Annotated in this window: 21 protein-coding genes and 1 pseudogene; 14 read left to right on the forward strand and 8 right to left on the reverse strand. The window is 56.6% G+C overall.

Annotation, left to right across the window (positions count from 1 at the left end):
• Positions 1-6: 6 nt before the first annotated feature.
• Positions 7-771: a helix-turn-helix domain-containing protein gene (locus KR51_RS12505; protein ID WP_022608277.1), complete on the forward strand. Its 765-nt coding sequence runs from the start codon at positions 7-9 to the stop codon at positions 769-771.
• A 235-nt stretch (positions 772-1,006) separates the two neighbouring features.
• On the opposite strand, the gene rpe is transcribed toward KR51_RS12505, so the two are convergent.
• Positions 1,007-1,702, reverse strand: a complete 696-nt coding sequence (gene rpe / locus KR51_RS12510; protein ID WP_022608278.1) for a ribulose-phosphate 3-epimerase — start codon at positions 1,700-1,702, stop codon at positions 1,007-1,009.
• Positions 1,703-1,913: 211 nt separating this feature from the next.
• Between rpe and KR51_RS12515 the strand changes: the two genes are divergently transcribed.
• Positions 1,914-3,530: a S8 family serine peptidase gene (locus KR51_RS12515; RefSeq protein ID WP_022608279.1), complete on the forward strand. Its 1,617-nt coding sequence runs from the start codon at positions 1,914-1,916 to the stop codon at positions 3,528-3,530.
• A 78-nt stretch (positions 3,531-3,608) separates the two neighbouring features.
• Positions 3,609-4,214 (forward strand): transposase, encoded by a 606-nt coding sequence (locus tag KR51_RS17630; protein ID WP_022608280.1) that lies wholly within the window; start codon positions 3,609-3,611, stop codon positions 4,212-4,214.
• A gap of 114 nt (positions 4,215-4,328) precedes the next feature.
• Here the strand turns inward: KR51_RS17630 and sppA are convergent, their stop codons facing one another.
• On the reverse strand, positions 4,329-6,122 hold the full coding sequence (gene sppA / locus KR51_RS12525; protein ID WP_022608281.1) for a signal peptide peptidase SppA: 1,794 nt from the start codon (positions 6,120-6,122) through the stop codon (positions 4,329-4,331).
• 743 nt (positions 6,123-6,865) lie between these two features.
• Here sppA and aqpZ point away from each other — a divergent pair.
• Together aqpZ and KR51_RS12540 are read left to right on the forward strand one after the other, a co-directional pair.
• Positions 6,866-7,657 carry an aquaporin Z gene (aqpZ, locus tag KR51_RS12535; RefSeq protein ID WP_022608282.1) on the forward strand — a complete coding sequence of 264 codons (792 nt, stop codon included), beginning with the start codon at positions 6,866-6,868 and terminating at the stop codon, positions 7,655-7,657.
• A gap of 156 nt (positions 7,658-7,813) precedes the next feature.
• Positions 7,814-8,392, forward strand: coding sequence for an esterase/lipase family protein (locus KR51_RS12540; protein ID WP_022608283.1), 579 nt, complete (start codon positions 7,814-7,816; stop codon positions 8,390-8,392).
• Between the two features lie 11 nt (positions 8,393-8,403).
• Here KR51_RS12540 and KR51_RS12545 read toward each other — a convergent pair whose 3' ends face one another.
• Entirely contained in the window at positions 8,404-8,832 is a 429-nt protein-coding gene (locus KR51_RS12545) for a VOC family protein (protein WP_022608284.1), read from the reverse strand.
• A 301-nt stretch (positions 8,833-9,133) separates the two neighbouring features.
• Here KR51_RS12545 and KR51_RS12550 point away from each other — a divergent pair, with 301 nt between their 5' ends.
• Positions 9,134-10,948 carry a sodium:solute symporter family protein gene (locus KR51_RS12550; protein ID WP_022608285.1) on the forward strand — a complete coding sequence of 605 codons (1,815 nt, stop codon included), beginning with the start codon at positions 9,134-9,136 and terminating at the stop codon, positions 10,946-10,948.
• 1 nt (position 10,949) lies between these two features.
• Complete coding sequence (locus tag KR51_RS20755; RefSeq protein ID WP_232214608.1) at positions 10,950-11,099, forward strand: hypothetical protein; 150 nt, start codon at positions 10,950-10,952, stop codon at positions 11,097-11,099.
• Positions 11,100-11,587: 488 nt separating this feature from the next.
• Here KR51_RS20755 and argS read toward each other — a convergent pair whose 3' ends face one another.
• Positions 11,588-13,345 carry an arginine--tRNA ligase gene (gene argS, locus KR51_RS12555; RefSeq protein WP_022608286.1) on the reverse strand — a complete coding sequence of 586 codons (1,758 nt, stop codon included), beginning with the start codon at positions 13,343-13,345 and terminating at the stop codon, positions 11,588-11,590.
• A gap of 458 nt (positions 13,346-13,803) precedes the next feature.
• Here argS and KR51_RS12560 point away from each other — a divergent pair, with 458 nt between their 5' ends.
• Positions 13,804-15,042, forward strand: a complete 1,239-nt coding sequence (locus KR51_RS12560) for a glycosyltransferase family 4 protein (protein ID WP_022608287.1) — start codon at positions 13,804-13,806, stop codon at positions 15,040-15,042.
• 168 nt (positions 15,043-15,210) lie between these two features.
• Here the strand turns inward: KR51_RS12560 and wecB are convergent, their stop codons facing one another.
• Both wecB and KR51_RS12570 read right to left on the reverse strand, forming a co-directional pair.
• Entirely contained in the window at positions 15,211-16,368 is a 1,158-nt protein-coding gene (wecB, locus tag KR51_RS12565; protein WP_022608288.1) for a non-hydrolyzing UDP-N-acetylglucosamine 2-epimerase, read from the reverse strand.
• A gap of 371 nt (positions 16,369-16,739) precedes the next feature.
• Entirely contained in the window at positions 16,740-17,123 is a 384-nt protein-coding gene (locus tag KR51_RS12570) for a hypothetical protein (RefSeq protein ID WP_022608289.1), read from the reverse strand.
• 707 nt (positions 17,124-17,830) lie between these two features.
• On the opposite strand from KR51_RS12570, the gene KR51_RS12575 reads away from it, so the two are divergent.
• From KR51_RS12575 to KR51_RS12585, 3 genes are all read left to right on the forward strand, one after another.
• On the forward strand, positions 17,831-19,258 hold the full coding sequence (locus tag KR51_RS12575; protein WP_084202467.1) for a type IV pilus twitching motility protein PilT: 1,428 nt from the start codon (positions 17,831-17,833) through the stop codon (positions 19,256-19,258).
• Positions 19,207-20,031, forward strand: coding sequence for a circadian clock KaiB family protein (locus KR51_RS12580; RefSeq protein WP_408638119.1), 825 nt, complete (start codon positions 19,207-19,209; stop codon positions 20,029-20,031). The genes KR51_RS12575 and KR51_RS12580 overlap by 52 nt, the downstream gene beginning before the upstream one ends.
• A gap of 190 nt (positions 20,032-20,221) precedes the next feature.
• Positions 20,222-21,097, forward strand: coding sequence for an SDR family oxidoreductase (locus tag KR51_RS12585; RefSeq protein WP_022608292.1), 876 nt, complete (start codon positions 20,222-20,224; stop codon positions 21,095-21,097).
• A gap of 176 nt (positions 21,098-21,273) precedes the next feature.
• On the opposite strand, the gene ahr is transcribed toward KR51_RS12585, so the two are convergent.
• Positions 21,274-22,284 (reverse strand): NADPH-dependent aldehyde reductase Ahr, encoded by a 1,011-nt coding sequence (gene ahr / locus KR51_RS12590; RefSeq protein WP_022608293.1) that lies wholly within the window; start codon positions 22,282-22,284, stop codon positions 21,274-21,276.
• 218 nt (positions 22,285-22,502) lie between these two features.
• On the opposite strand from ahr, the gene KR51_RS21100 reads away from it, so the two are divergent.
• Positions 22,503-22,781 (forward strand): winged helix-turn-helix transcriptional regulator, encoded by a 279-nt coding sequence (locus KR51_RS21100; protein ID WP_071783307.1) that lies wholly within the window; start codon positions 22,503-22,505, stop codon positions 22,779-22,781.
• 307 nt (positions 22,782-23,088) lie between these two features.
• On the forward strand, positions 23,089-24,033 hold the full coding sequence (locus KR51_RS12595; protein WP_022608294.1) for a lysylphosphatidylglycerol synthase transmembrane domain-containing protein: 945 nt from the start codon (positions 23,089-23,091) through the stop codon (positions 24,031-24,033).
• Positions 24,034-24,092: 59 nt separating this feature from the next.
• On the opposite strand, the pseudogene KR51_RS21425 reads toward KR51_RS12595, so the two are convergent.
• Positions 24,093-24,179, reverse strand: a pseudogene (locus KR51_RS21425) (transposase-like zinc-binding domain-containing protein); the annotation flags it as partial.
• Between the two features lie 496 nt (positions 24,180-24,675).
• On the opposite strand from KR51_RS21425, the gene glcD reads away from it, so the two are divergent.
• Positions 24,676-26,175, forward strand: a complete 1,500-nt coding sequence (glcD, locus tag KR51_RS12600) for a glycolate oxidase subunit GlcD (protein WP_022608296.1) — start codon at positions 24,676-24,678, stop codon at positions 26,173-26,175.
• Positions 26,176-26,248 lie beyond the last annotated feature (73 nt).

A 26,248-nucleotide genomic window follows, 5' to 3' on the forward strand; every position in this document is an offset into this window, starting at 1 on the left:
CAGCTTATGAGAAACAGCAAGACAGACCTGCGTCAGGAGCAAGCGATCGCGCTCTGCGAAATCGGCGCGCGCGTGCGTCAGGAACGGGAAGCAAAAGGTCTCACAATCAATGAAATCGCCGCTCAAACTCGCATTCAATCTCGTTTGCTAGATGCGATCGAGTCCGGCGATCGCAATCATTTGCCGGAGCCCGTTTACGTGCGCGCTTTGATCAAGCAGTTTGGTGATGCTGTCGGTCTGAACGGTGCAGAGCTGTCGCGGCATTTTCCCACCGATACGTTTGGGAGTCAGGCCGTGCGCTCTTCGTGGCGACAGCTTCCAGCCGCGCAACTGCGGCCGCTGCATCTCTATGCTCTTTACATCGCCTTAGTTATTGCGAGCGTTAGCGGTTTGCGTTATTTCATACAGAGAACTGCACAACCGACGCGTCTGCCGCTGCCCGTTCCTGGTGATGTCATCGCGCGTACTCCCGAAGACCCCTCGACTGCATCGGTATCCAAGCCGCAGGTCGAAGTAGCTAACGCCCCCGGTCACTCAGTCACCGTTGCCATTGCAATCAAACAAGATGCTTGGTTGAGAATTGTTGCCGATGGCGAGACAACCTATGAAGGCATCATGACAACTGGTGAGGAGCGCACGTGGACGGCTGAGGAGCAGCTGACAGTGAGGACAGGCAATGCTGGCGGAGTGGTGGTTGCTTTTAACAAGAACGATCCAGAACCCCTAGGTAACCCGGGTCAGGTTCAAGAGGTAACGTACCAGGTCAATTGATGAGGGCAAAGAGGGTACGCTCGAGCGGCAATCGAGCCGGATGCAACCGTGTGCTCACTTGCGGGCTCGCCATGCTGCACGACTCCTCCGAGTCAATTTAGCCCCCATGACTTGCAAAGCACATGCTGCTGCCAGTGAACCCTCGAACGCTCGCGCTGTGCCAACACGACGAAACGCTTGGTTGGCGACCCGCTCGAAACGAACTCGAATCGGGTCGCGGGCGTCAACCTCAGACTTATACCGCCGCAAGCTCTGGCTGAGGACGCTTGCTGCAGCGGATGTCCGCGATTGCCGCTGAGTAATCGTCTGCTTTGAAGACAGCCGAGCCAGCCACGACCGCGTTAGCCCCAGCTTCGAGCACCTGCCAGGTATTATTCGGTTTCAGTCCCCCATCGACTTCGATCCACGGGTCGAGACCGCGCTCCTCACACATAGCGCGCAGTTTCTGGATTTTGGGCAGGATTTCCGGAATGAACTTCTGACCGCCAAAGCCGGGGTTGACGCTCATGAGCAATACGAGGTCGCAGAGTTCGAGAACGTACTCGATCATCTCTAACGGTGTGGACGGGTTGAGCACGACGCCGGCTTGCTTGCCAAGGTCGCGGATCGAACCCAACGTGCGATGCAGGTGCGGGGACGCGTTGTGCTCGGCGTGAACGGAGATGATGTCAGCACCCGCGGCAGCAAAATCTTCTACGTATTTCTCCGGCTCTACAATCATCAAGTGTACGTCCAGTGGCTTGCGGGTCAGGGGACGAATTGCTTGGACGATCAGCGGCCCGATGGTTATATTCGGGACGAAACGACCGTCCATCACGTCCACGTGAATCCAATCGGCACCGGCGGCATCGACAGCTTTGATTTCTTCCCCCAAGCGGCTGAAATCTGCCGATAGGATAGAAGGGGCAATGACGACTTGCTTCTCTGTCATGGTTGATAATTTGGCTCGAAGCCTGGTTACTAAACTTATCCGGCCCGCATCAGGTAACGATATTAACAAAGTATTCACATTCTTCTACGTTTCGGTCCGGCCGGCAACTGCAGGCAAAATGCCAGCTCGAGCGCCCCGAAAGCAGCGATGGCGGCCCGCCCTTGCCACGGCAGTTGGAACGCTTGCAGCGCTCGCGATAGGCGAACTGGCCATGGGAGAGGCAGCAGTTGCTTTAGAGGATTCAGTCGGCGATCGCGGTATCGGCGCGCGGCAGCTACATGCTCAGCCTTACAACCTAACCGGGCGGAAGATCGCCATCGGACAAGTCGAAGTCGGCCGGCCGCAGGCAGTCGGTTTGGATAAAGGCACGTGGTACGGCACATTTCTCAACGTGGTAGGCGCGTTCTATCGAGATCGCCCGGCGGTTGCGAACGAGCACCTCGATGCCCACGCGCAGTTGGTAGCAATGGTGATGGTCAGCCAGGACAAGCGTCTGCGGGGCGTGGCTCCGGGCGCGCATCTGTTCTCGGCAGCCCTCGGGTCACTGCAAGGAGCGGGGCAACCGGAAGAATGCCTGACTACGCAGCACGTTGCCGAGCAAAATGGTAATGACGTCCGGGCAATCAATTTCAGCTTCGGCGATGCGCTGGCGCGGGACCCGCGCGAGAACGCGCGGCTGGATGGTAACGCGTTGCTGACCCAATGTGTAGATTGGTCGGCACGCGTCCACGATACGCTGTATTCAATCGCGGGCAACCAAGGCCGCGGCGGCATTCAGATTCCCACCGATAACTACAACGGCATCAGCATCGCTTATACGGCACGGCGCAATGGCGAATTCGCCAAAGTGGATTTCGCCAATCTCAGCGCCCGACCTGAAGGCATCGGACGGCGGTTGATCCGGCGCGAAATCAATTTCGGTCCGCGCCGTTCGATTTCGCTGGTCGCGCCGGGCAGCCAAATCGAGCTGCTCGACCTAGACGGCGACGTCACCCGCGCGAGCGGGACGAGCTTCGCCGCGCCGCACTTAACCGCCACCGTGGCTCTGCTTCAGGAATACGGCGATCGCGTGTTACACCAGTTGCGCGGGACTTACCCGGACCCGCAACTGCCACCTTGGAGCGATGCTTCGCGCCAGCACGAGGTGATGAAAGCCGTGTTGCTCAACTCCGCCGAGAAGGTCCGCGATCCAGGAGATGGCAACTTGTTGGGCATGGAGCGCACGGTGATGACCAAAACCGGCGACACCTGGCTCGACTCCGATGCCGCCAGCGACCCGGAAATCCCGCTGGACCTCCAACTTGGGACCGGCCAACTCGATGCCTTCCGCGCCTACCAACAATTTGCAGCCGGTCAGTGGTCACCAGATGCACTCGTGCCGCCGCGTGGCTGGGATTATCGCGAGATCGAGGTCAGAACCGCGCGGTTCTATAAACTCGCGCAGCCACTACCGGCCGGAAGCTTTGCTGCCATCACGATTGCCTGGGACCGCTTGGTGGAGCTGCAAGATCGCGATGGCGACGACCGCTACGACATAGGCGAGACGTTCCGAGATCGCGGCTTGAACGACCTCAACGTTTATCTGGAGTCGATTGCCGGGACTGGCGATCGCGCCATTGCCTGTGCTTCTGCCAGTCCGACCGATAGCGTCGAGCACATCTTCTGTCCGGTTCCACAATCTGGTCGCTATGCCATCCGTGTCGAATTCGCGCGCCAGGTCAACGAGCCTACCCAGGTCTTCGCGATCGCCTGGTGGACGGCACCGGTTGGGTTCGAAACACCCGAGCCAGCGGGACGATTTGACCCTTCCGAGCTTCTGGAGCACTAGCGGCGCAAGATCCAAGTTGGGTGCTAGGGATCTATTGCGAGGCATTGTCCACTCTGGTCGAACAACGCTACGCATAAGATGGCTCTCGCCAAAAATCTTCTAGGTTTTCCCAATAGAAGCAGGTCTTATGATTTTCTGAAGGAGTTTGCAGCGGCTTATCCGCGGGACCTGCACGTGATGCAGGTCGATGGAGCGAGAGCGCACCGAGCGGGAGAGCTGCAAGTGCCGGAGAACGTAATATTGATGTTTCAGCCGGCTTACAGTCCCCAGGAGAATCCAATGGAGCTGTGCTGGGAATGGCTAAAGAGCGGACTGAAGTGGCTGAACTGCAGCCACTTGGAGGAACTACGAGAGAAGCTCAGGAAGCCCTGCAGCTGGCGGGACGGGACCTCATCGCCTCAGTACCGTGTGGCGTTGGCTCATCGACCAGCTATCCGCGTCAGGACTTTGAGGAATTGGTATCAGTACATTGTTCACTCTCGCTTACACCAGCTTGCCAATCTGCTCGTCCCTTCCGCCGAATACCTCGGCTACGCAGAAACGGAGCAAGGATTTGCCCTGCACGTATTAACTGACGAAGGCGATCGTCAGTGCTTAGTCGTGGATCTTCAAGGAAATCCGATCTGTCGCGGGCCGGTCCACCAAACCAGTCCGTTTCGACTGTTCTCGGGAGTAATGTACTGAATTGCTGATGGGCTGCTAGAACTGCATGGCATGATTGCCGATAGCCGAGCCCGGAAATATTTGTCTGGGTGCATGCATGTGTTATGCGCGCGAACGAGTCCGAGTCAAAATTAATTAATCGACGCTCAAGTCAAACGGCAGGCGAGCATAGATTCCTCGTGGGTCGTTAAGCTGCTGAAATTCCGTTACGAGTCCCTGCAGGTGTTCCCACTCCGATCCTAGAGGACCTGCCGAAGTGCTGAGCTTGAGGGGAGTCGTGTGGGCGGCCAGGCGCTGTAGTAAACGTTCCTCGAAGGTTGTGCGGCGCGGATACTCTACGACGTCCCAGTTATCTTCCAGATCGGCTTGTTCTGCCGCGTAGGCGATCGCTGCATCGAGTCCGCCGATGCTATCGACGAGTCCGATGTTGCGAGCTTCGCTTCCAGACCAAATGCGTCCTTCGGCAACTTCGGCAACGCGATCGCGCGGCATCGAGCGGGCTTCAGCCACAACGGTCAAAAACTCGTCATAGATGCGATCGGCAAGCATTTGGAGGACTGCTAGCTCTCGCTCGGTTTTCGGGCGGGAAATCGTCGCACTTTCAGCCAGCTCCCCCGTACTCACACTGCCCCAGGTGATTCCATTGTCGTTGGCTAGCTCTTGCACGTTGGGCGAGAGCCCGAAGACGCCGATCGAGCCGGTAATCGTATTCGGTTCGGCAAAAATGTGCGCACCCCCCGTTGCAATCCAATACCCGCCGGAAGCAGCGACGTTCCCCATCGAAACGATAACGGGCACGTTTTCGCGGGCGAGGGCGACTTCGCGACGAATGATCTCAGATGCCGTCGCGCTACCGCCAGGGCTATTGACACGTAAAACAATCGCGCGGATGTCATCGTCGTAGCGCAATTTGCGAAACACCTTAGCAAAGCGTTCGCCGCCAACTGAATCGAGGGTTCCATTCCCGCTAACGATACTGCCTTCGGCGTAGACAACCGCAATCTTTTGCGAGGAGCCAATCGCGATTTCGGTGCTGCTGGAATCGGCGTAGGTCCCAATGGGTATGAGGGGCAGTTCGCCATCCGGACTGTCGGTTAGATCGCGGAGTTCGGCTTCCAGGCGATCGGGGTAATCAACTTCATCGACCAAGCCGGCCCCTAAAGCCGTTTCTGGCAGCAAAATTGCCTGCGTATCGGTGAGAGCTTGAAGGACGCTTGGTTCGAGTTTGCGACTGGTTCCGACCGTTGTCAAAAACTCGCCCCAGAGATCGTCTAAAAGTGCGACAAGCTGCGCGCGGTTTTCCGGACTCAAGTCTTGGCGGATAAATGGTTCGACGGCAGATTTGAATTTACCTACACGGACGACTTGAATGCCCACACCGAGCTTTTCCAGCAAGCCCGCAAAAAAAACTGGCTCAGAACTCAATCCATCCATGGTGAGCGAGCCGAGTGGGTGCAAAACGATGCGATCGGCAAGCGAGCTGAGGTAGTACTCGCGCTCGCTCCAATCGATGTCGTAGGCGAAAACTTGCTTGCCCCCCGCGCGAAATGCTTCCAGCGCTGCGCGCACTTCGCTCAGGGTTGCATAACCGGTAGTGCTGCTGCCCTGACTGCCGTCGAGCAAGATGGCTACGATGCGGTCGTCCTCAGATGCTCGCTCGATAGCACCGACGACCTGCCGGAGCGCCAGCGCTCGCTGCCGATCGCTGTCTAGGGCACCGCCCAAGCTCAAAACCGGCCTCGTGTCGCTGATGGGTAGGTTCAGATCGAGGAGGAGCACGGACTTAGCGGCAACGCGCGGACCACTATCGCGAGAGGCAACGGCCATCGCAAGAACGAGTAAACCGCCAAAACTCAGTCCCAAGAAGAGCGCAAAGCCGATGACCGTGCCGAGGGCACTGGCGAAGGTTTGTCTGAGGAATTGACGCATTATGAACCCAGAATAGTAGGGAGGATGAGTTGAGTGACGACTGGCAGCTCTGTGTGCGGTCAAGCGCTGCTCTGCACGCCACTTAGCGTAGTTTAAACGCACGGTTTGTCCGCCAGGCAGGGCTGGTGGCGAGATTCCAAAACAGCAGCGGCCGCAAATAACTCGGTATTGCTCGGGAAGTTCCGCACAATCGCCGCCAATGTTTGGCGAACGCGAGCCGCACTTAGTGCTGGTTTGACACCACAGTTCTGCGAGCGACTCGTGTCGGTGGAGCAACTGCCCGCTAGCAATGGCTCGAACAGAAACTCGGTTATTAAAACACTCTTAAGGACTTCCCACTCGTTGCATGCAGCCGCCAAACTTGAGATTGTGCTGACAAGTTGTACGGCAAGCCCAAAGGACTGTTGTCAATAAATTGTCGAAAGTTTCAGGCTACCTTCGGTTTGCACGAACTGCAGGAGTCTTTTGATGATTGCTGAAGGTCGGTTTTAGCCAAATCCTTTGCAGTTGTCAGGAATGTACTCTTGGCGGCGATGAAACAGCACTAAACCCCTACCTTATCGATGCGGTCGCATTGGCGGCTGCAGGTTGCTCTATCGCTTCCGAATCGTGCTTCCGGGCAAATTGATGTCAGCAACAAACGACTTCCTAACATCGATTTGCATGCGTTTAGAGCGATCCCGAACTTCGAGTTCATGTCCGGATCGCAGTAACAAATAAAGTTTGATAGGAGAGGGTTAGTGATGACATTGAAGACGCGTTGTCTTGCCGAGCTGATCGGCACGCTTTGGTTGGTGTTAGGCGGGTGCGGTAGTGCTGTGCTTGCGGCCTCGTTCCCGTCCGGTGACGCTACCAATCCAGTAGGAATTGGCTTTCTCGGCGTTGCCCTTGCTTTCGGCTTAACGGTGATGACGATGGCTTACGCGATCGGTCACATCTCGGGGTGCCACCTCAATCCGGCGGTTTCCTTCGGATTATGGGCGTGCAAGCGATTCCCCGGCAGCGAGTTGCTTCCCTACATATTCGCGCAGGTTATCGGGGCGAGCATTGGAGCGCTAATCGTGCTCGTCATTGCCAGTGGCAGCGTCAGCGGTATCGACCTCAGCAGTGCTAACGCGCTTGCTTCGAACGGCTTTGGTGAAGCTGGCTCGCCGGGCGGCTATTCGCTACTGGCTGGAGCGGTGAGTGAGATTGTCTTGACCTTCTTCTTCTTGGTTGCGATTTTGGGCGCTACCGATCGCCGCGCTCCTGTAGCATTGGCTCCGGCAGCGATTGGGATGATGCTGACGTTGATTCACCTCATCAGCATCCCAGTCACAAACACGTCGGTGAATCCGGCGCGCAGCTTTGGTCCGGCACTCATGGTGGCATTCTCCGGGAATTTAGTACCGCTGTCGCAACTGTGGTTGTTCTGGGTTGCACCCATTGCCGGTGCGATCGTAGCTGGGTTCCTATATCTGCAGATGTTCGAAGCATCGAGCTCCGATACTCCGATCGAAGATACTCCCGTCGAAGATACTCTGGTCGAGGAGTAACCCCTAGCCCGTGCCAGCTGGATTGGGATCCGCTGGTCGTTATCGATTCCACCGGGCGACGGCTTGGCATTCTTGCGCGTCTAGCGGTCGCCCGAGCTGGAGAACTGGAACTTTAGGCTCCAGCCGACCGGGATTTTTATCTAAGCCCGAGTATCTATGTCCGAGAGCCCACCCGTCTTACTCGTGCACGGAATTAATGACACGGCCGGCGTTTTCTGGCGTATGGCGGCATACTTACGCGATCGCGGCTGCTCTACTCATGCTCTCGACCTAACGCCCAATAACGGTGCAGCAAGGTTGGAAGTATTAGCCCAACAGGTTGCCGATCGCGCCACTCGCTTGCCAGCGGGTCCGTTCGACCTCGTTGGCTTTAGTATGGGCGGATTGATCGGTCGTTATTACTTACAGCGCTTGGGCGGCAGCCGACGCGTGCGGCGCTTTATCAGTATTTCCGCCCCTAATCGCGGCACGTGGTTAGCTTACTTAACGCACTTGCCCGGTTGCCAGCAGATGCGTCCCCAGAGCCAGTTCCTGAAAGACCTCAATGGCGATCTTGCCTGGCTGAAGCAGGTGGAAACGACGGTATTTTGGACGCCATTCGACTTGATGATTCTGCCAGCCTGGAGTTCGGTCCTGCCGGGAGTCACCAGCACGCGATTGCCGGTTGCACTCCACCCGTGTATGCTGACCGACCGTCGCTGCTGTGCAGCTGTCGCCGCAGCGCTGACGTCATAGCGAGGAACCCGTTAGCGATCGCCGATCGCCACTAGCTCCCGGCAGCCGAAGATCGCCTCGTCGTGGCGGTAGACCTTAAACTCCAGCAGATTGTGGAATGGGTCTGCCAGGAAAAACGTGCGGTGTTCGGTTACCTCGCCGGGGAAGCGGTGCTTGGGGACTTGGTGGCACCCGAGCTGTTTTTCAGTGGCCCGCTGCCATATTGCTTCCCAGGCTGATTCGTCGGGCAGCACCATCCCGAAATGACGCGGGTAAACGCCCTTCTGCGGCGCGCTCGGCTCGTGCGTCACGTGGGCGACGAGTTGATGACCGTAGAAATTGAAGATGGCTGCACGATCGCTCTCGCGACCGACTGCACAGCCAAGACCCTCATTGTAGAACGCTTTAGCGGTGGGGATGTCGCCAACAGGAATTGCCAGGTGGAAGATCGGTGCATTCACAGGACCGTGCTCCGAACGCTGTGGTTATTCGCTAGGATATCGGACCCCCAGCGATCGCTATTGGGCTGGCAAGCTAGCTGGTCGACCTCGTTCCGGGTCTGGTCTGGTGCGACTTACTTGCACCTACCCTTGCGGATTCCCCAACGCGCGAGCCATATCGTCAGGATGTTCCGCATCCCCCAGCCCGATTGTCGGTCTTGCTGCTGGTGGAACCGAGGTCCGCTTCTACTCGACGGAAGAGTGAAGACCGACCATTAACCGACCGATCTTCGACCGATAACTGACGCGAGCGACACGCAATATGCAAGGGATTGATTGGGCGATCGTGCTGCTGTACCTGGTCCTGGCAATGGCGATCGGATTGTTGTTAGCGCGGCGCGGCTCCGGAAGCCTGGTGGATTTCTTCGTTTCGGGACGCAATTTGCCCTGGTGGCTGGCCGGCACCAGCATGGCCGCCACCACCTTTTCAATCGACACGCCGCTCTATATTGCTGGCGTGGTTGGAACGCGCGGTATCGTCGGCAACTGGGAATGGTGGAATTTTGGCATCGCACACGTGGTGCTAATTTACGTATTCTCCCGCCTGTGGCGGCGAGCGGAAATCGTCACCGACGCCGAACTGACCGAGATCCGCTATGGCGGGCGAATGGCGGCAGTATTGCGTGCGACCAAAGCCTTCTTGTTTGCCGTACCGATCAACTGCATCGCGATTGGTTACGCCATGCTGGCGATGGTCAAAGTCATCGATGCGCTAGAGCTATGGCAAAGCGTCGGAATTGATGGCGATGACTTGAAGCTCCTGAGCGCGATCGGCGTCAGCGTTTTGGTGCTGGCATATTCAGGCTTTTCGGGCTTATGGGGGGTCGTAGCAACGGATTTGTTCCAGTTCGTGCTAGCGCTGTTCGGCGCGATTGTCGTGGCGATCGTGTCCGTTAACTCCGTCGGCGGGATGCACGAGCTGATTCCTGCCTTACAAGCAATTGGCGATCGCGACCTGCTGAGCTTCGTACCGCTAACCCGCGGTGATGGCGGTTTCCTCGGATGGACCTGGAGCGACGCCGCCGGTATTCCAGCAACCACCTTCGCAGCCTATCTGTTCGTGCAGTGGTGGTCGTTCCGGCGTAGCGATGGCGGCGGCGAATTCGTGCAGCGCCTGGCTGCTGCCAAAGACGAAGCGGCTGCCGAACGGGCGAGCTGGTGTTTCAACATCCTGCACTACATCGTCCGCACCTGGCCGTGGGTCGTCGTGGCGTTGGTGGCCGTCGTCGTGTACCCGAACCTAGAAGACCGCGAGTTGGGCTATCCGAAACTGATGTTGGATTTCCTGCCGCCGGGGTTGCTAGGCGTCGTCGTGGCATCGCTGGTGGCCGCGTTTATGAGCACGGTGTCCACCTCGATCAACTGGGGTGCGTCGTATCTCACCAATGACCTGTATCGACGCTTTTTGCGACCGGCAGCATCGCAGAACGAGCTAGTAAATGTTGGGCGCGCGGCATCGGTGTTGGTAACGGCCCTCGGCGCGATCGCCGCCTTCTTCGCCAGCGATGTCGCTACCGTGTTCCGACTTGTAATTGCGATCGGCACGGGTCCAGGGCTCGTCTTGATCCTGCGCTGGTTCTGGTGGCGTATCAATGCTGCTGCCGAGCTAGCAGCGATGGTTGCCGGTTTCGCGATCGGGTTGGCGACGAGCGTCAATCCAGACCTAATCGATATCTTCCCGAGTTTTGGTGCGCGCCTGCTGTTTATTTCCGGGGCAACCGCCGTCATTTGGATTGCGGTCATGCTTCTGACACCCCCGGAATCCGATGACACGCTCGATGCTTTCTACGCTCGCGTGCGCCCGAGCGCCCTCGGTTGGCAGCGGCAACGCGATCGCACCGGTCTGGAGCCACTTCAAGATCTGCGACAAGAAGCCCTGCGCGTCCTCGCAGCAATTTTGTTGCTGTTCGGATCCATGCTCGCGATTGGCGGGTTCTTGCTGCTGCAACCGCTCACGGGCTGGGTATCGTTATTAGCGGCAGCGATTGGTGGCGTTTGGTTGCGCCAACTCGGCAAGCGCCAGCTCCGCCCGATGCCGCGTCCAGGTCTCGACGACGAGGATATTTACGAGCACTAGCTTGTCTACCCGCACGATCGTCTCCGTGCTTGCTTCACGCTCCCGCCCGGCGGAGCATGTCGCGACATATCAAGGCGACATGACGACATCAGGACGTTTGGTAAATGAGGGCGATCGCTCGCCCAACTTAACTCCCCCAAGTTGGGACTGAAGGGTTCAGCGATCTGGTTAAAGCGATCTGGTTAATAAGAAGGTTATTGCCCGGTTTGGTATTAGACAAAAACCAATGCAATAAGGCACCTCTAAAAATTCGCTCAAGACCGAAGTCCGGCACTGCAGCACGGGCAATTTAGTCGACGTTAAATCACAATCCAGCAATTTTCCGAGGTGCACAATCTATGGTCGTTTTATACCAACCTTAGAAAGAGCTGTGAGAGATGGCAGATCGGGAATCCTTACTCCTCTGGATTGCTTGCCTCAACTGTCGTGGGCATTGTTCATATTGGTTTAAGTTCAAGCACTCTCGATCGTTGCAACCTAAATTCGGTCGTGGTAAAGAAATCTCTATGCGTTTGAACACATATTGACAGACGCACTTTCATTGACTGAGGCATTTTCACAGAGGCACTCAGGCAACTGGCGCTAGTCAGGAGTTCTGCATAACTCACATTGCTTTGTGCCCATCTCGCACAAGTGACCCTACATCCGCTCCAAGACCGAAATCCCCAACAGGGATAACCCGAGCTTCAGCGTACGTGCAGTGAGATCGGCAAGGGCAAGGCGAGACGTACGTGCCGGTTCGGCAGCTTGCAGAATTGGGCAGCGGTCGTAGAATTGGTTGAACTTCTGACTCAGCTCGAAGAGATACTGGCACAGGCGATTTGGCAGCAGCTCTTCCTCCACAGCCGCGATTGCGGTATCGAGCTGCAGCAAGTGCTTGGCTAAGATAAGCTCCGTTGCTTCCGTCAAGGCGATCGCGGCGCTGTCTGCGAGTTGGGTAAAGTCGATGCCACCTTTGCGACTGATACCTTGGACGCGCACATAGGCATAGAGCAAGTACGGTGCCGTGTTGCCCTGAAGCGCCAGCATTTTGTCGTAGCTGAAGATGTAATCGCTGGTGCGATTTTGGCTGAGATCGGCGTACTTGACGGCGCCGATCCCGACCGCGCGCGCGACCGCGTTGCGGAACCCCTCGCTTTCGTCGCGCTCCTCTGCCTGCAAACGCCGGTCGAGATCCTGACGCGCGCGAGCGATCGCCTCGTCGAGCAAATCCTGCAAGCGCACGGTATCTCCGGAACGAGTTTTCAGCTTCTTACCGTCCGGACCGCATACCAACCCGAACGGGACGTGGACGACGCCCACCGTTGCCGGCAGCCATCCGGCTCGACGCGCCACCTGGAATACCTGTGCGAAGTGGTTGGCTTGACCGGCATCAGTCACGTAGATGATGCGATCTGCCCCGTCCCGCTGGATGCGGAAGCACAGTGCTGCTAGGTCGGTTGTGGCGTAATTGTAGCCACCATCAGACTTCTTCACGATCAGCGGCAGGGGATCGCCCTCTTTGTTCGTAAAGCCCTCGAGGAAAACAACCTGAGCGCCGCGGTCTGTTTTCAACAACCCCAACCGATCGAGATCCCGCACCACATCCGGCAGCATGGGGTTGTAGAACGATTCTCCGCGCTCGTTCAAGCTCACATCCAGTAAGTCGTAAACGAGCTGAAACGCAATGCGCGATTGCTCGCACAGCAGCTGCCAAGCGCGCAAGCTATCTTCCGCACCAGATTGCAGGGTGACGACTTCGGTGCGCGCCGTCTCGCGGAAGGTGTCGTCCTCGTCGAAGCGCTTTTTTGCTTGCCGGTAAAGCGTTACTAGATCGCCCAGCGCCAGCGCATTCGCCGTCCGCAACGCCTCGGGATAGGCTTCGCGCAGATAGGCGATCAACATACCAAACTGCGTGCCCCAGTCGCCGACGTGATTGAGCCGCAGTACGTCGTGACCGCGCCACTCCAGCACGCGGGCAAGGCAGTCGCCGATGATGGTCGACCGCAGGTGACCGACGTGCATTTCCTTTGCAATGTTGGGACTAGAAAAGTCGACAACGATCCGTTGTAGTCGTTTGACCGGCTCGATCCCGAGGCGCGGATCGCCCTGACATGCCTGCAGTTGCTCGGATAGAAACTCAGGCCGCAGGGTCAGGTTGATGAACCCCGGTCCGGCGATCGCGGGTGGCGTACAGAGATCGTCGACCTCAAGGCGATCGACAATTTGCTGGGCGATGTCGCGCGGCTTCTGTTTGAGAGGCTTGGCCAGCGACATGGCTACATTTGCCTGATAATCGCCGAATTGAGGATTGTTCGTCGGCGCAACGAGCGGGTCGGTGTCGGCAAATTCGTCACCGAAAGCTGCCGCGAGAGCCAGGGCGACGCGATCGCGCAACTGAGCGAGCAAAGAAGTCATAGGCGAATGCTGGTCGGGAATCGGGGCGGACCCAAAGATCACCCAGCAATTGTAGCGACAAGCCGTCGGCACCCCGACGCCAGTTCAGCGAGATCGCTGCGGTTGCAAGGTCGGTCTCGTTCCATCGGTCTACCAGCCCAAAGCCGGGAGCGGAAACTATTACCTGGACAGCAGCATCTTCAAGCATCAACGAACTTCAGCAAACTGCAAACAGTTTCTGCTTGAAGATCTTGAAGCCATTGCACTAGGTCGGGTTGCAATTGCAATTGCAGTCGCACGCGCGATCGCCGCAACAATCAGCAAATCAATTCCTATCGACTAGGAAGATCTCATCATTCCAATGCGTGGATGTTAATGTTTCGAAACGCTCGCCTGAGATGCATGCCAATAACGGGCAAGAAATCGGGATAATATCGGCTGCAAGGGATTGCACAATCCCAACCAAAATTTAAGAAAATATGAAAATTTTAGCGATTTCGTCTCCATTGCCTTACCCGCCCCATCATGGCGGTGGAATAAGCGCGCGTGCGTTCAATCTAATTCGCTATTTAAGCGAACGTCACGAGATAACACTCGTGACGCGTCGCTCGCCGGATGTCACTGACGATCGCTTGCAAGCTCTACGCGAGTGGGTCTGCGACTTAATTGTCTTCCCACAAACGACCACTGCCATTCCCAGCAGGAGTGTTATCGAACGCGCCAAACGCTTGGGGAGCTATCTCAAAAGCGGCACGCCACCCCAAGTACGATGGCACTACTCACCTCAAATGCAAGCATGGATCGACAACGCCGTGGGGTCAGAGACCTTTGACGTGCTGACATGCGAACATACTGCCGACGAGGTTTATGTGCGTCTGGACTGGCAGCAGCGTTTGCGGACGATACTCAACGTCCGCGGGTCTTTGTATGGGACGTGTCGGCAATATCTCGAGGCGATCGCGCAGGAGCGTAAAACCCTTCGCGATCGCCTCGATCTTCCGCTGCTGCGACGCTACGAGCAGCGATATTGCGAGAAGTTCTCTGCCGTTGTTGCGACAACACCAGAAGATCGCCAGCAGCTCAAGGCACTCAATCAGAACGCAAGGATTGCCGTTGTTCCTGACGGTATCGACCTACATCGATTTCCTGCGCCCGAGCTCGAACGCGAGCGAGCCCGTCTGGTCTTTCATGGTGCCTTCGAACGCATTACAGTTATCGAGGCCGCTCGCAGTTTGTGTACGAGTATATTCCCCGAGATTCGTCGCCGCTATCCCCATGCAGTCCTGGAGTTGATCGGCGATCGCGTCGGCGATTTCGTCGGCGACTGGGCACGCCAACCGGGTATTATCCTCACAGCTACCTCGGACGCACGCAGCGCCCTCCAACGCGCAACAGTTAGCGTACAGCCGCTGCCGTTTGGGTTTGGAATCGAGCAGTCAGTGCTAGAAGCAATGGCGGCCGGTATCCCGGTTGTTGGCAGCGATCGTGCCCTAGAAGGACTGCCGGTAGACGGTCCGGGCGTGCCCCTAGCAGCGATGCGTGCCGAACGTCACGAAGAGTTCGTTTACGCCATCGGTCGCTTATTGCAAGATGTTAATCTGCAGGCCAGATTAACCGCAAATGCCCGCTTGTTAATTACCAAAGAGTTCACCTGGCAGCAAATTGGCGCGCGCTACGAACAGGTGGTTGCCGCAACGGCACGTTCGCTTTACCACTAGACATTAGCGAACCGAGCACAGTATCTTTACACGCAACATACACGCAACATAAAGGCACACAACGCCAAGGATAGAAACTCGACAGTGGGAGACGACAGGGGGCTCATCCACGCGATCGGGATACACGCGCTTGCCGGAGTCACCAAACCTCATTGTTCGGAGTACGCCTCAAGTGAGTTTCTCCGCCAGTGAATACTCCGGAATGGTTGCAGCGCTGACGCCAAGATAGCGCTCGATTAGGGCGACGATGCGTTCCGCCGCCCGACCATCGCCAAATGGGTTGACCGCTGTCGCCATTGCCCGATAGGTCTCGGCATTGGCCAGTAGTTCGCTCGCTGCTGCAACCACGCTTGCCGTATCGGTGCCCACGAGCCGTGCCGTACCGGCTGCAATTGCCTCAGGGCGCTCGGTTGTCTCGCGGAGTACCAGCACGGGTTTACCCAAACTCGGTGCTTCTTCTTGCAACCCACCCGAATCCGTGATCAGCAGCGAACAGCGCTGAATTGCGCCGACGAGCTGTGCGTAATCTAACGGCTCGGTAAGGAACGCGCGTGGATGGCGCTCCAGTGTCGCGCGGATCGGCTCCCGCACAATGGGGTTGCGATGCATCGGCAGCAACAACGCCGTATCGGGAAACTTGTTGAGAATCGTTTGGAAGCCGGACAGAATCGCTTGCAGCGGTTCGCCCCAATTTTCTCGGCGGTGAACGGTTGCCAGCAAGACGCGATAGTGCTCCCAGTCCAGCCCATCAATGTGGCAACTTGGCTGCCGCATTGCGGTTGCTAACAAGGCATCGATTACCGTATTGCCCGTGAGGTGAACCGCCCCCGTCACGGCCGCCCGCTGCAAGTTTTCCACTGCAGCTGGAGTGGGTGCAAAGTGTAGCTGTGCGATCTGCGCGATCAACCGGCGGTTGGCTTCCTCAGGATAGGGGTTGAGCAAGTCATTCGAGCGCAAACCAGCTTCCACGTGTCCGACCGGAATGTTCTGGTAAAACGCCGCAAGTGCTGCAGCAAATGCCGTCGTCGTGTCACCTTGTACCACCACCAAGCGCGGCGGTTTAGATGTTTGCCACAAGCGCTCCAGCCCCTGCAGGCTGCGGCAGGTGATTCCCGTGAGCGTCTGACGATCGCGCATGATTTCTAAGTCGCAATCAGCTTGCAACTCAAATAAATCCATCACCTGCGCGACCATTTCCTTATGCTGGCCGGTCAAAACCACTTGGGTATCTAGTACGGAGCTGCGGCGGCAACGCGCGATCGCAGGTGCGAGTTTGATTGCTTCCGGGCGCGTACCGAGGACGATACAGATGGGAGCGGGAATCATAGCGCGGTTTCGCTCGAGGAGGCTTTATTCTGGGTAAAGCAAATAGTTGCTGACGCCTCCAATAGTAGTCGAGGTCGCAGCTTTAAAGGCTGCAGCATTTTGCCGGTCCGCGATCGCATCGCTTGTTTATCAGAAAGAGTTGTTTTCATCTCGTAGAAGTCTTGGCGATCGCATGCGATGTTATTAAACGTTTCGCGTGTCTCGACAACATTCCTTCTCAACGCCACTTGCGAACGCTCGACAGCAAACGCCTATATAGTCGACTGCCTCCACGCACGCAAAAAAAGTCCGGCGAAAGCCGGACTCTCTCTCTACCTTATCCCGAGTCTGAGCGGGTGCCCCGAGAAACTCGACGAACCCGCGCAGCCTTGTTAGCCCGCAACGCGGTCGATGCTGCAGGTTAGCGGGCAGGCGGCAAACTTAACCACCTCCAACTGACCGTCTTTTCCATGCAGCCAGTGCAACCAGCGCACATCGTGCGGGTGAATCCCTTTCAACGTTAGTACGGCAGCTCCAGCAAAAACAGCGAAAATACTACCTCCGATCAATCCACCTCCGACAACCAAAACTGCACTCGTCGGCAAAACAGATTGCAATGCTACTGCCAGGAGCATCCCGGCGGTCGAGGCAATTGCGACGAGGGGGAAACCAACTACGAGCAAGCAAATTGCGAGCGTAAAGCTCCACACCAAAAAGCTCTTTATCTGCATCAGTCCAGCCGTCCCTAATAGACTCCGCTCCTGAGCTAACTGCATTGCCTTAACCTCCTAATAAAATCGGTCGCGCGACCCGACCCCGCCAGTTTATTAACGCTTGTACGTTGCTATAAGGTGCAACGCTAGTAGCCATGAGTATAGAAAATCCTTAGGCAATACATGAGGAAAAGGCAATGAAAGTTTACAGTGTAACCGGTTTGTTTACATTTAATTTGGGCTTTTGCCCATAGATGGGCGCGCGTCAATAGTTGGCGATCCTCCTCGATGGCAAGATGCTTGGGCTTCTACCTGGTTGCACTCAAGGGCCCGTTTGCGTCTTCACGCGCAAGGAAGCCACGGCGTGTGCTCAACAAAACTTCAAAACTTAAAATGCCATTCTCATAAAATTTCAGGTTACGGGTGCGAGCTCGGAATTTTTTACTGAGAGGAGCGATTGAAGCTAGTGCTAAAGGTCTCATTCTTGCCAAAAAAAAGCTGCTATAAAGTTCGCAACATTCGATTGACCCCCCCGGTTTGTCAAATCGGTCGCTCGGTTATTGCACATTAATGTTGGGCGCGATTGCATAGGCGTATCAGCCGTAACGTTCCACACAACAAGATGGCGATCGCGCTCATAGTTCGTGGGGGCGTGGGATCCGCTCTATATCTGCGGGCTAATATTGTTGGAGAGTTTGTGTCGGCCGACCGCTGGGAAGCCGACCGCCTTTGCGTTCGAACAACCAGTCGCATTCCAGCAAGCAGAAACCATGGCCGACCAGCAGCAGCGCCGTCCGTCTACGCCTCCCCTCCCTCCGCGCGTCGCGTCGCGCATTCCGCCGGTTCCAGCGACGCAAATTCCCCCAACACCCAGGTCGACAACTGACAGGAATACCCCACTGCCGCCAGTGCCGGGTTCGAGCGGCGTCAAAAGCGAACTGACTCAGCAAATCGCACCGCTCGACCCAAGGTCTGCGCAAACCCGGGTCGCAAACCTGCCGGTTTCTCCCGGTGCACCGCGACCGACAGTTCCACCCCAGCTATCCACACCATCGAGCGTCGCACCGCCCCCACTCGCGGCGGCTACTCCCGCCACAAGTGGTTCCAAGGGCGCGTCGTTCTACCCGTTGCCACTCGGTCAACCGCGTTTGGCAGACATCATATATATGGCCTACGAGAACGGGTTCTCCGATATCCACATCAGCGTGACGGAAGCGCCTCGCTTGCGCAACCGCGGAGAGATGGACTACAGCGACTACCCCGAGACCGATCGAGCTACTTTTATGAGCTGGATACACGAGATCCTCAGTGAGGCGGATGTTGAGCGTTTCCAGAAGACCCTCGAGTACGACGGTGCAGCCGACTATGACTTTGCACGCGTGCGGATCAATATCTTTATGACCATGCGGGGTCCGGCTATGGTACTGCGGTTGATCCCGCTCAAAATTCTGACTATCGACCAACTGCGCTTGCCGCAAGTTTTTCGGGATATTTGCCACGCTCACAAGGGATTGATCTTGATTACCGGTCCCACGGGATCTGGAAAATCGACCTCGATGGCTGCGATGGTGGACTACATCAACAGCGAGATGCCCAAACACATCATTACCATCGAAGACCCGATCGAATTCGTGCATCGCAGCCGCAAGGCTTTGATCCGACAGCGGGAAGTTGGCTTGCACACCCACGAGTTCGATCGCGCGCTTAAATCAGCACTGCGTGAAGACCCGGACGTGATTCTCATCGGCGAGATGCGCGATCGCGAAACGGTGAACACGGCGCTGAAAGCCGCTCAGACCGGTCACGTGGTGATGGGTACGCTACACACCAACAGCGCGATCAAGACCATCGAACGTATCCTCGGTCTATATAGTGCCGAGGAACAACCAGCCATGCGTGTCGCGCTTGCCGAGTCGATTATTGCGGTTATCGCTCAGGGTCTGTGCCGCACCACCGATGGCAAACGAGCCGCGTTCCACGACATCCTTGTCAACACGGACACGATCAAGGACTACATCCGCGACGGTAAATACGATGAGATCTTGCCGCTTATTAAGGACGGCGAGTACGACGGCATGATCACGATGAATCAGTCGTTGTTCAATCTTTACCAAGAAGGGCGCATTACAGAGGAGGCGGCGCTCGAATGGTCGCCGACCCCGAACGAGATGGCGCAGATGTTGCGCGGTCGCGTCTGATGGCAAGCGCATTGCATCCAGTGAGCGTTCCGGCAGCACGCACATCTAAGGACATTGCGCTGTTCACGCCAGCAGGTGACCTGGTGTACTGCTGCGATATTGAAGCGAGCGCGCGCTGGCATGCCGATCTGTGCGTTCAGTTGCAGGAACTGCTAGGCCTGCCAGAGCCGCCGCACTTTCTCGTTCCCAGCCACACGGCGACAATCGTGCGCTGGCTCGATCCGGAAACTCAGCAAGTGGTTAGTGCGGCCGAGCTGTATCCTCCAGGCTGGCAGCATCGTTCGTTGTTGTCAGCGGCGTTCGGCTTGGCTAATAATGACTGGCGCGTGCTGCCTTGGCAGGAGGAGTGTTGCGACCCACTATTGTTGCAGGCACACCGAGGTCGCTTTCCGCAGTTGTGGGATTGCCACGAAGCGATCGTGCAATGCACGCTCTCGGAAGCCTTGTTACCGACGGCAGCGGTATCTGTGTCCGAGAACCAACTAACAGGTGCGATCGCGTCGCCTACGGGGTATGTCCTGCGTCTGTTTGTCTCCGGGCGCAGCCCACTGGCCGAATCGATTTTGGCAACCTTGCACCAGTTGCTCGACCGCCGCTTGCAGCAGCCTTACACGCTGAAGGTCGTCGATATCAGCAAGCATCCCGAGCAAGCCGAACTGAATCAGGTATCGGCGACGCCCACGCTCGTGCGGGTTTGGCCGAAGCCACTTCGGCGGATTGTCGGCGGTTGGGATAATCTACAACGCTTGCTCGACCTCGTCAGCGCAACGTAGGCCCAATGCCCTGCTAGCTTTGTTTGCAAGCAGCACTATGGGGGCGTCGAGAATTTGCGGGAAATTGCCAAGATTACTGCTGACAGCATCTGAATTACACTCTTAGGTGATATCCGGACCGGTTTCGGAATGATGGCTGCGCGGCGATCGCGAACGTGGCAGCAGGAAACAACAGGAGAACGGCAGCAGGATGCATCTGGTAACCGGAGCAACGGGGCAAGTCGGGCGGCGAATCGTGCGGTTGATACGCGATCGCGAGGAACCCGTGCGAGCATTCGTGCGGTTGAGCGCGCGGTATGGCGAACTCGACCAACGCGGCGCGGAGATTTTTGTCGGGGAACTCGAGGACACCCGCGATATTCAACGGGCATGCCGAGGCGTGCGCGTTATCCTCAGCACTCACGGCTCTACAGGCAATCCCCAGCGCCTCGATTACCGCGCCAACATTGAATTAATCGATGCAGCAAAAGATAATGGTGTCGAACATTTCGTGTTTATTTCCGTGCTCGGGGCCGACCGCGGTTATGAAGACGCGCCTATTTTCAAGGCCAAGCGCGAGGTCGAAAAATACCTGGCTGCGAGCGGGCTTAACTATACAATCTTGCGGCCCTCGGGTTTAGCGTCCGAACTGATTGCATCGGCAGAACGATGCCGCGATTCGGGCATTTACGTCCTCGTGGGTGACCCAGGAAACCGTACCTCGATTGTCAGTACTGACGACCTGGCTGATATTGCCGTTGCATCCATGACCGCTGAGGGAGCGAAGAACCGCACGTTTTCAGTCGGAGGTCCGGACGTACTCAAACGCGAAGATATCCCGAGCGTTTACGGACGTATTCTCGATCGCGAACCGGTCGTTATTAACGTACCGCTTCCGGTCGTCGATTTCGTGCGAGCGGGGGTCGGCTTTTTCGACACCGACCTACAGTGCAACCTCGGTACGTTTAGAACGCTCCTCGCTAACGAGTTTTACTGCACTCCTGAGGAAATCGAACTCTTGGAATCGACCTTTGGACTCAAACTCGAATCCCTTGAGGGTTTCCTGCGCCGTTACTTGGGTTTCTAACCTGCCTGATTTGTGAGCAAGTTAGTTGTAACGCCAGCAATTCGCTTACTCAGGGGTTTCTCCCAAGGAAGTCTGATGTAGATTTTCCACTTGCTACCAGGGAAGGGCTGCTCTATTCAGATAAAACCTGTCTGTTGAGATGAGGTTTGGACCGGACAGGGTGCGAGGGCGAAGGCTCATTCGCGATCGAGCACGATGCGATAGCGAGCTTTACCGGCACGCAGGTGGTCGAGTGCTTCGTTAACTTTGCTCATTGGGAAATGCTCGGTTTTCGGTTTAATCTCGTGGCGGGCAGCAAACTCCAGCATTTTCAAAATCGTCGCCGGGCTGCCGACGGGGGAAGAGGAAACAGACAGCTGGGCAAACAACATCGGTGTCACATTAAGGTCGAGTGGCTGAGGAACGACCCCGAGAACGTGCAGGCGACCGCGCGGCTTAAGCGTGTTGAGATAGGCATTCCAATCCAACTTCACGTTCACCGTCGACAGTAAGAGGTCGAAGCTCCCCGCTGCCGCTTCTATCGCTGCCGGATCGCGGGAGTTAAGCGTATCGTGTGCTCCTAGCTCCAGCGCTTCTTGCTGCTTCGAACCGCTTGAGGTAAAAGCCGTTACCCGACAGCCCCACGCCCGCAAGAATTGCAGAGCCAAGTGACCCAAGCCACCGATGCCGATAACGCCAACGCTCGACGTCGGGGCGAGGTCGAACTGTACTAACGGGTTAAATACCGTAATCCCACCGCAAAACAAGGGACCAGCTGTGGGCGCGTCGAGGTGACTGGGAAGTTTGAACGTGCTGACTGCCTGTGCGCGGACGATGTCAGCAAAGGCACCGTGTCGACCGACAATCGTACTCTCAGCAGTTCCGCACATGTTGTGATGACCGCTCAGGCACTGGACGCAGGTCATGCAGTACCCCGCGTGCCAGCCCAACCCCACCCTATCTCCGATCTGAAGGTTCGTGACGAGATCGCCGAGGGCTGCAACCGTCCCAATCGCTTCGTGGCCGGGCACGAACGGATACTGGGTCATCCCCCACGCGTTTTCCAGCATGCTCAGATCGCTGTGGCAAATGCCGCAACTTTCCACGGCAATGTCGACATCGTAAGGACCGATCGACCCCAACTCGTACTCGAACGGTTCGAGCAAGCCGTTTTCTTCTGTAGCTGCGTAAGCACGAACAGTTGTCATAAGTCCGTTTCTGTGTATGTTGTTCTGTGCAATATCCACGCATTGCCCGCTCTTGCAGCTACTGCCTGGTGCCAGCAGTCGCTCGCCAAGAACAGCTAACTGTTGCCCAAGATACGCAGCGATGTTGCTATAGTCAACTAGTTTACTTTTCGTAATCAGTTGAAGACAATGGGGGGTATCGCGATAAAAACTCATAACGATAGGCACGAAGGCGCAACTTGACCTGTCCCAATCTAAGTCTGATAGAGCAGGGAAGGCGTATTCTGTCCGGCAAGTGGAAGGGATCGATTTTATGGCACCTCAAAGACGGTCCGGTTCGATTCAACGTTCTGGCACGAAAGCTGGGGTGCGCGAGCAAGAAAGTAGTAGCTCATCCCCTCAAAAAAATGGAGGATATTGGGTTAGTCCAACGCAATGTAGGTGGCACGAAAGCCCGTTGCCGCGACTTACGAGATAACCGGCTTCGGTCGAACTGCGTTTGGATTATCGAACAGTAAAAAACTGGACAATCGAACAAGAGATTTAATGTTTTGGGCAGGAAAATTAAAGGTCGGATCGTATGTCTTCAGACCCGCAAACATCCGGTGCGATCGCCACATATTCCTTTGTGCTCTGGCGATCGTCTCAGTTTATTGGATCATGAATCGTTAAACCTGAAGTGTATTTCTATGAAGTGTGCATTGATGATTGTAAAGACTGCATGGAAACTTATTCACTAAATGTTGATATGAGACCAATGATGATGTGCTTGCGCACAATGATGCGCGATCGCCTTACGGACTATACAAAAGCGGAGAAGCGAGCGTGAAGCGACTGATTTCCCTGGCCATTAGCCTCATCATTCTCTGCATCATTTACTTCAAGATCGATACCCGCGAACTGCTAGAGGTGTTCCGAACCTGCAATCCTACTTGGATGGCGATTAGTTTGGCAATGGTCGTGCCGCTGACGACGTTCACGGCATGGCGATTGCAGCAACTAGTTCCGCACGGCGTTCGCCTTGGTTTTGGCGAGTCCAACCGATTGATCCTGGCAGCAAGCGTCCTCAACATGGTGCTGCCTTCGAAGATGGGAGACTTGGCAAAAGCATACTTTATGAAGCAGCGCGGGCATTTAGATGGGTCGCTAGCATTTTCCCTCGTCGTTTTTGAAAAAACCTGCGATCTGCTGTCATTGTTGCTGTGGTGTGCGTTTGGGCTTACCGTTTATCCTGACAAGAACTGGCTGTTTTGGTTGCTCGCAGCGAGTGTTGCCGGTGGCTTGATTGTAGGACTTTTGCTCCTCGGGTCGCGATCGCTCGCCCAGATCTTCTTTCGTGCGCTCAAGCGCTTCGCGCCAAAGTCCATGCGTGAAAAACTCGACAGCTTGCAGATAGCCTGGAACGAAATGCATGCCTACTTTTGGCAAGACAAACGGCAGCTTACTAAGATTGCAGCCACCTCGGTCTTCATTTGGTTCCTCCATCTGATGCAGATCTGGATGTTTACGCTCGCGCTGAATGCCGCCGTTCCATTCTTAGCCAACTTAGCGCTCGCACCGCTGGCAATTCTTGCCGGTTTGTTGCCCCTCACGTTCGCTGGTGTTGGTACGCGCGATGCAGCGATTATTGCCTTTTACCATCCTTATCTCACAGCTCCGGTCGCCGCCGCGTTGGGGTTGCTGTGTACCTCGCGATATCTCATGCCCGCGATCGCCGGCCTGCCGTTTCTCAACCAATACTTGGCGTTGGTTGCTACTCGCAGAAAATAACTTCTGAGGTCCTTCCGCACCACGGGAGGGTAGCCCCGTGAGGAGGAGAACTCGATGAATTTGAAGTTGCAGTCTTTGCACAGGTAATTTTGCTTGCCGAGTCGATCTCCGTGCTTGCGAGTAGTTTGAAGTGGGAGTCCTAGCACTTCATGGCTCTAGGCAACACGGAAGCTATTTTCTCACTCCGCCTGACCGTCTAGGTCACTTACGGGCTGCTACCCGCTTTGAACAGACATGAAGCCAATTAGTCCGGCTGCATGGCTAAACTGCACGACGAAGGGGTAATTGGCAGCGCTCGTCCCGAAATATGCGACAACATGCGACCCAAGTGAGGATGAGGGCATGATGATGGGCGGTACCGGACGGGGCTGGGGCGTGGAAAAAAACAGATACTGAAGGTTCAGGCGACATCAATTTTTGGGCGCTATCTATCCCTAGGTCACTTGCTACGATCCCTGCCCCGCAGCGGAAAAGATCAGTAGGACAGACGGTGACCGTACGTTAAAGCAACGAGACCGCCCGTATGGTCCAACGCTTAGCTACTACCGACTCGCAGCAACCACCAGTGGTTTCTGTCCACAATTTGACCACATTATAAAATCAAGTTACGAACGCCCGACGTCTGCTGCACCCTCTGCCGTCATGCTGAAACGCCTGCTCCATTCCGCCCCGCGCGATCGCTGGGAGGCCATCGGCGATCGCTTCGCGCACGTCGTCGGTAAAGACGGCGTCATTCGCCGCAAAGAAGAATTGCTGACCTACGAGTGCGACGGACTCGCCAGCTATCGCCAGCGCCCGGCGCTCGTCGTACTGCCTCGGTCTACCGAAGAAGTTGCCGCGATCGTGCGGCTTTGCCAGGAACTCGAGTTGCCCTGGGTCGCGCGCGGTGCCGGAACCGGTCTTTCCGGCGGCGCGCTGCCCGTTGAGGACGGCGTGCTGCTCGTCACGGCGCGCATGAAGCAAATTCTCGCAACCGACCTCGACAATCAGCGTGCGGTCGTTCAGCCCGGTGTCATTAACAATTGGGTCACGCAGGCAGTGAGTGGTGCGGGCTTTTACTACGCTCCCGATCCTTCCAGTCAAATCGTTTGCACGATTGGCGGGAACGTGGCGGAAAACTCCGGCGGCGTTCACTGCCTCAAGTACGGGGTCACCACCAACCACGTCCTCGGTCTTAAAGTCGTGACCGCCACGGGCGAGATCCTCGACCTCGGGGGCAGCGTTCCGGATATGCCTGGCTACGATCTGACGGGCTTGTTTGTGGGCTCCGAAGGCACCCTTGGTGTTGCCACGGAAATTACGCTGAGGATTCTCAAGACTCCTGAGTCGATCTGCGTGCTGCTTGCCGACTTCACCAGCATTGAGGCTGCAGGCGCGGCCGTGGCGGCAATTGTCGGTGCTGGCATCGTTCCCGCTGGCATGGAAATGATGGATAACCTCAGCATCAATGCCGTGGAGGACGTTGTTGGTTCCGGTTGCTACCCCCGCGATGCAGGCGCGTTACTCCTGGTCGAACTCGACGGGTTAGAACTCGAGGTCGCCGCGAATGTCGAACGCGTTGCCGGACTCTGTCGAGACAACGGCGCGCGCGGGATCCAGACGGCCTACGATGCCGAAATGCGCCAAAAACTATGGAAAGGTCGCAAAGCTGCCTTTGCCGCAGCCGGTCACCTCAGTCCGGACTACTTCGTTCAAGACGGAGTCATTCCGCGTACGCAACTGGTCTCGGTCCTGCGAGAGATTGAAGCCCTGAGCGATCGCTACGGCTACCGCATTGCCAATGTCTTCCACGCTGGCGATGGAAACTTGCACCCGCTGATCCTCTACGACAACAGCGTCGAGGGCGCGCTCGAAACCGTCGAAGAGCTTGGTGGCGAAATTCTCAAGCTCTGCGTGCGCGCGGGCGGCAGTATTTCTGGCGAACACGGTATCGGTGCGGACAAAAACTGCTTCATGCCCGACATGTTTAGCCCGATCGACATCGCCACGATGCTTGCCGTACGTCAGGCCTTCGACCCCAAAGGTCTAGCCAATCCCGGCAAGCTCTTTCCCACTCCGCGCACTTGCGGCGAAGCGGCGATTGCCAGGAAAAACAAGCTCTCTGAGGCATCGGTGGCGGCTGTGGAGGTCGATCTGTTCTGAGATTGCGAATTGCGATCGATGGAGTTCTCTGCCCCGATCGCACCGTTACCCGCTGCCGAATATTGGCTCAGAT

The sequence above is a fragment of the Rubidibacter lacunae KORDI 51-2 genome, assembly GCF_000473895.1.
Classification (GTDB): domain Bacteria; phylum Cyanobacteriota; class Cyanobacteriia; order Cyanobacteriales; family Rubidibacteraceae; genus Rubidibacter; species Rubidibacter lacunae.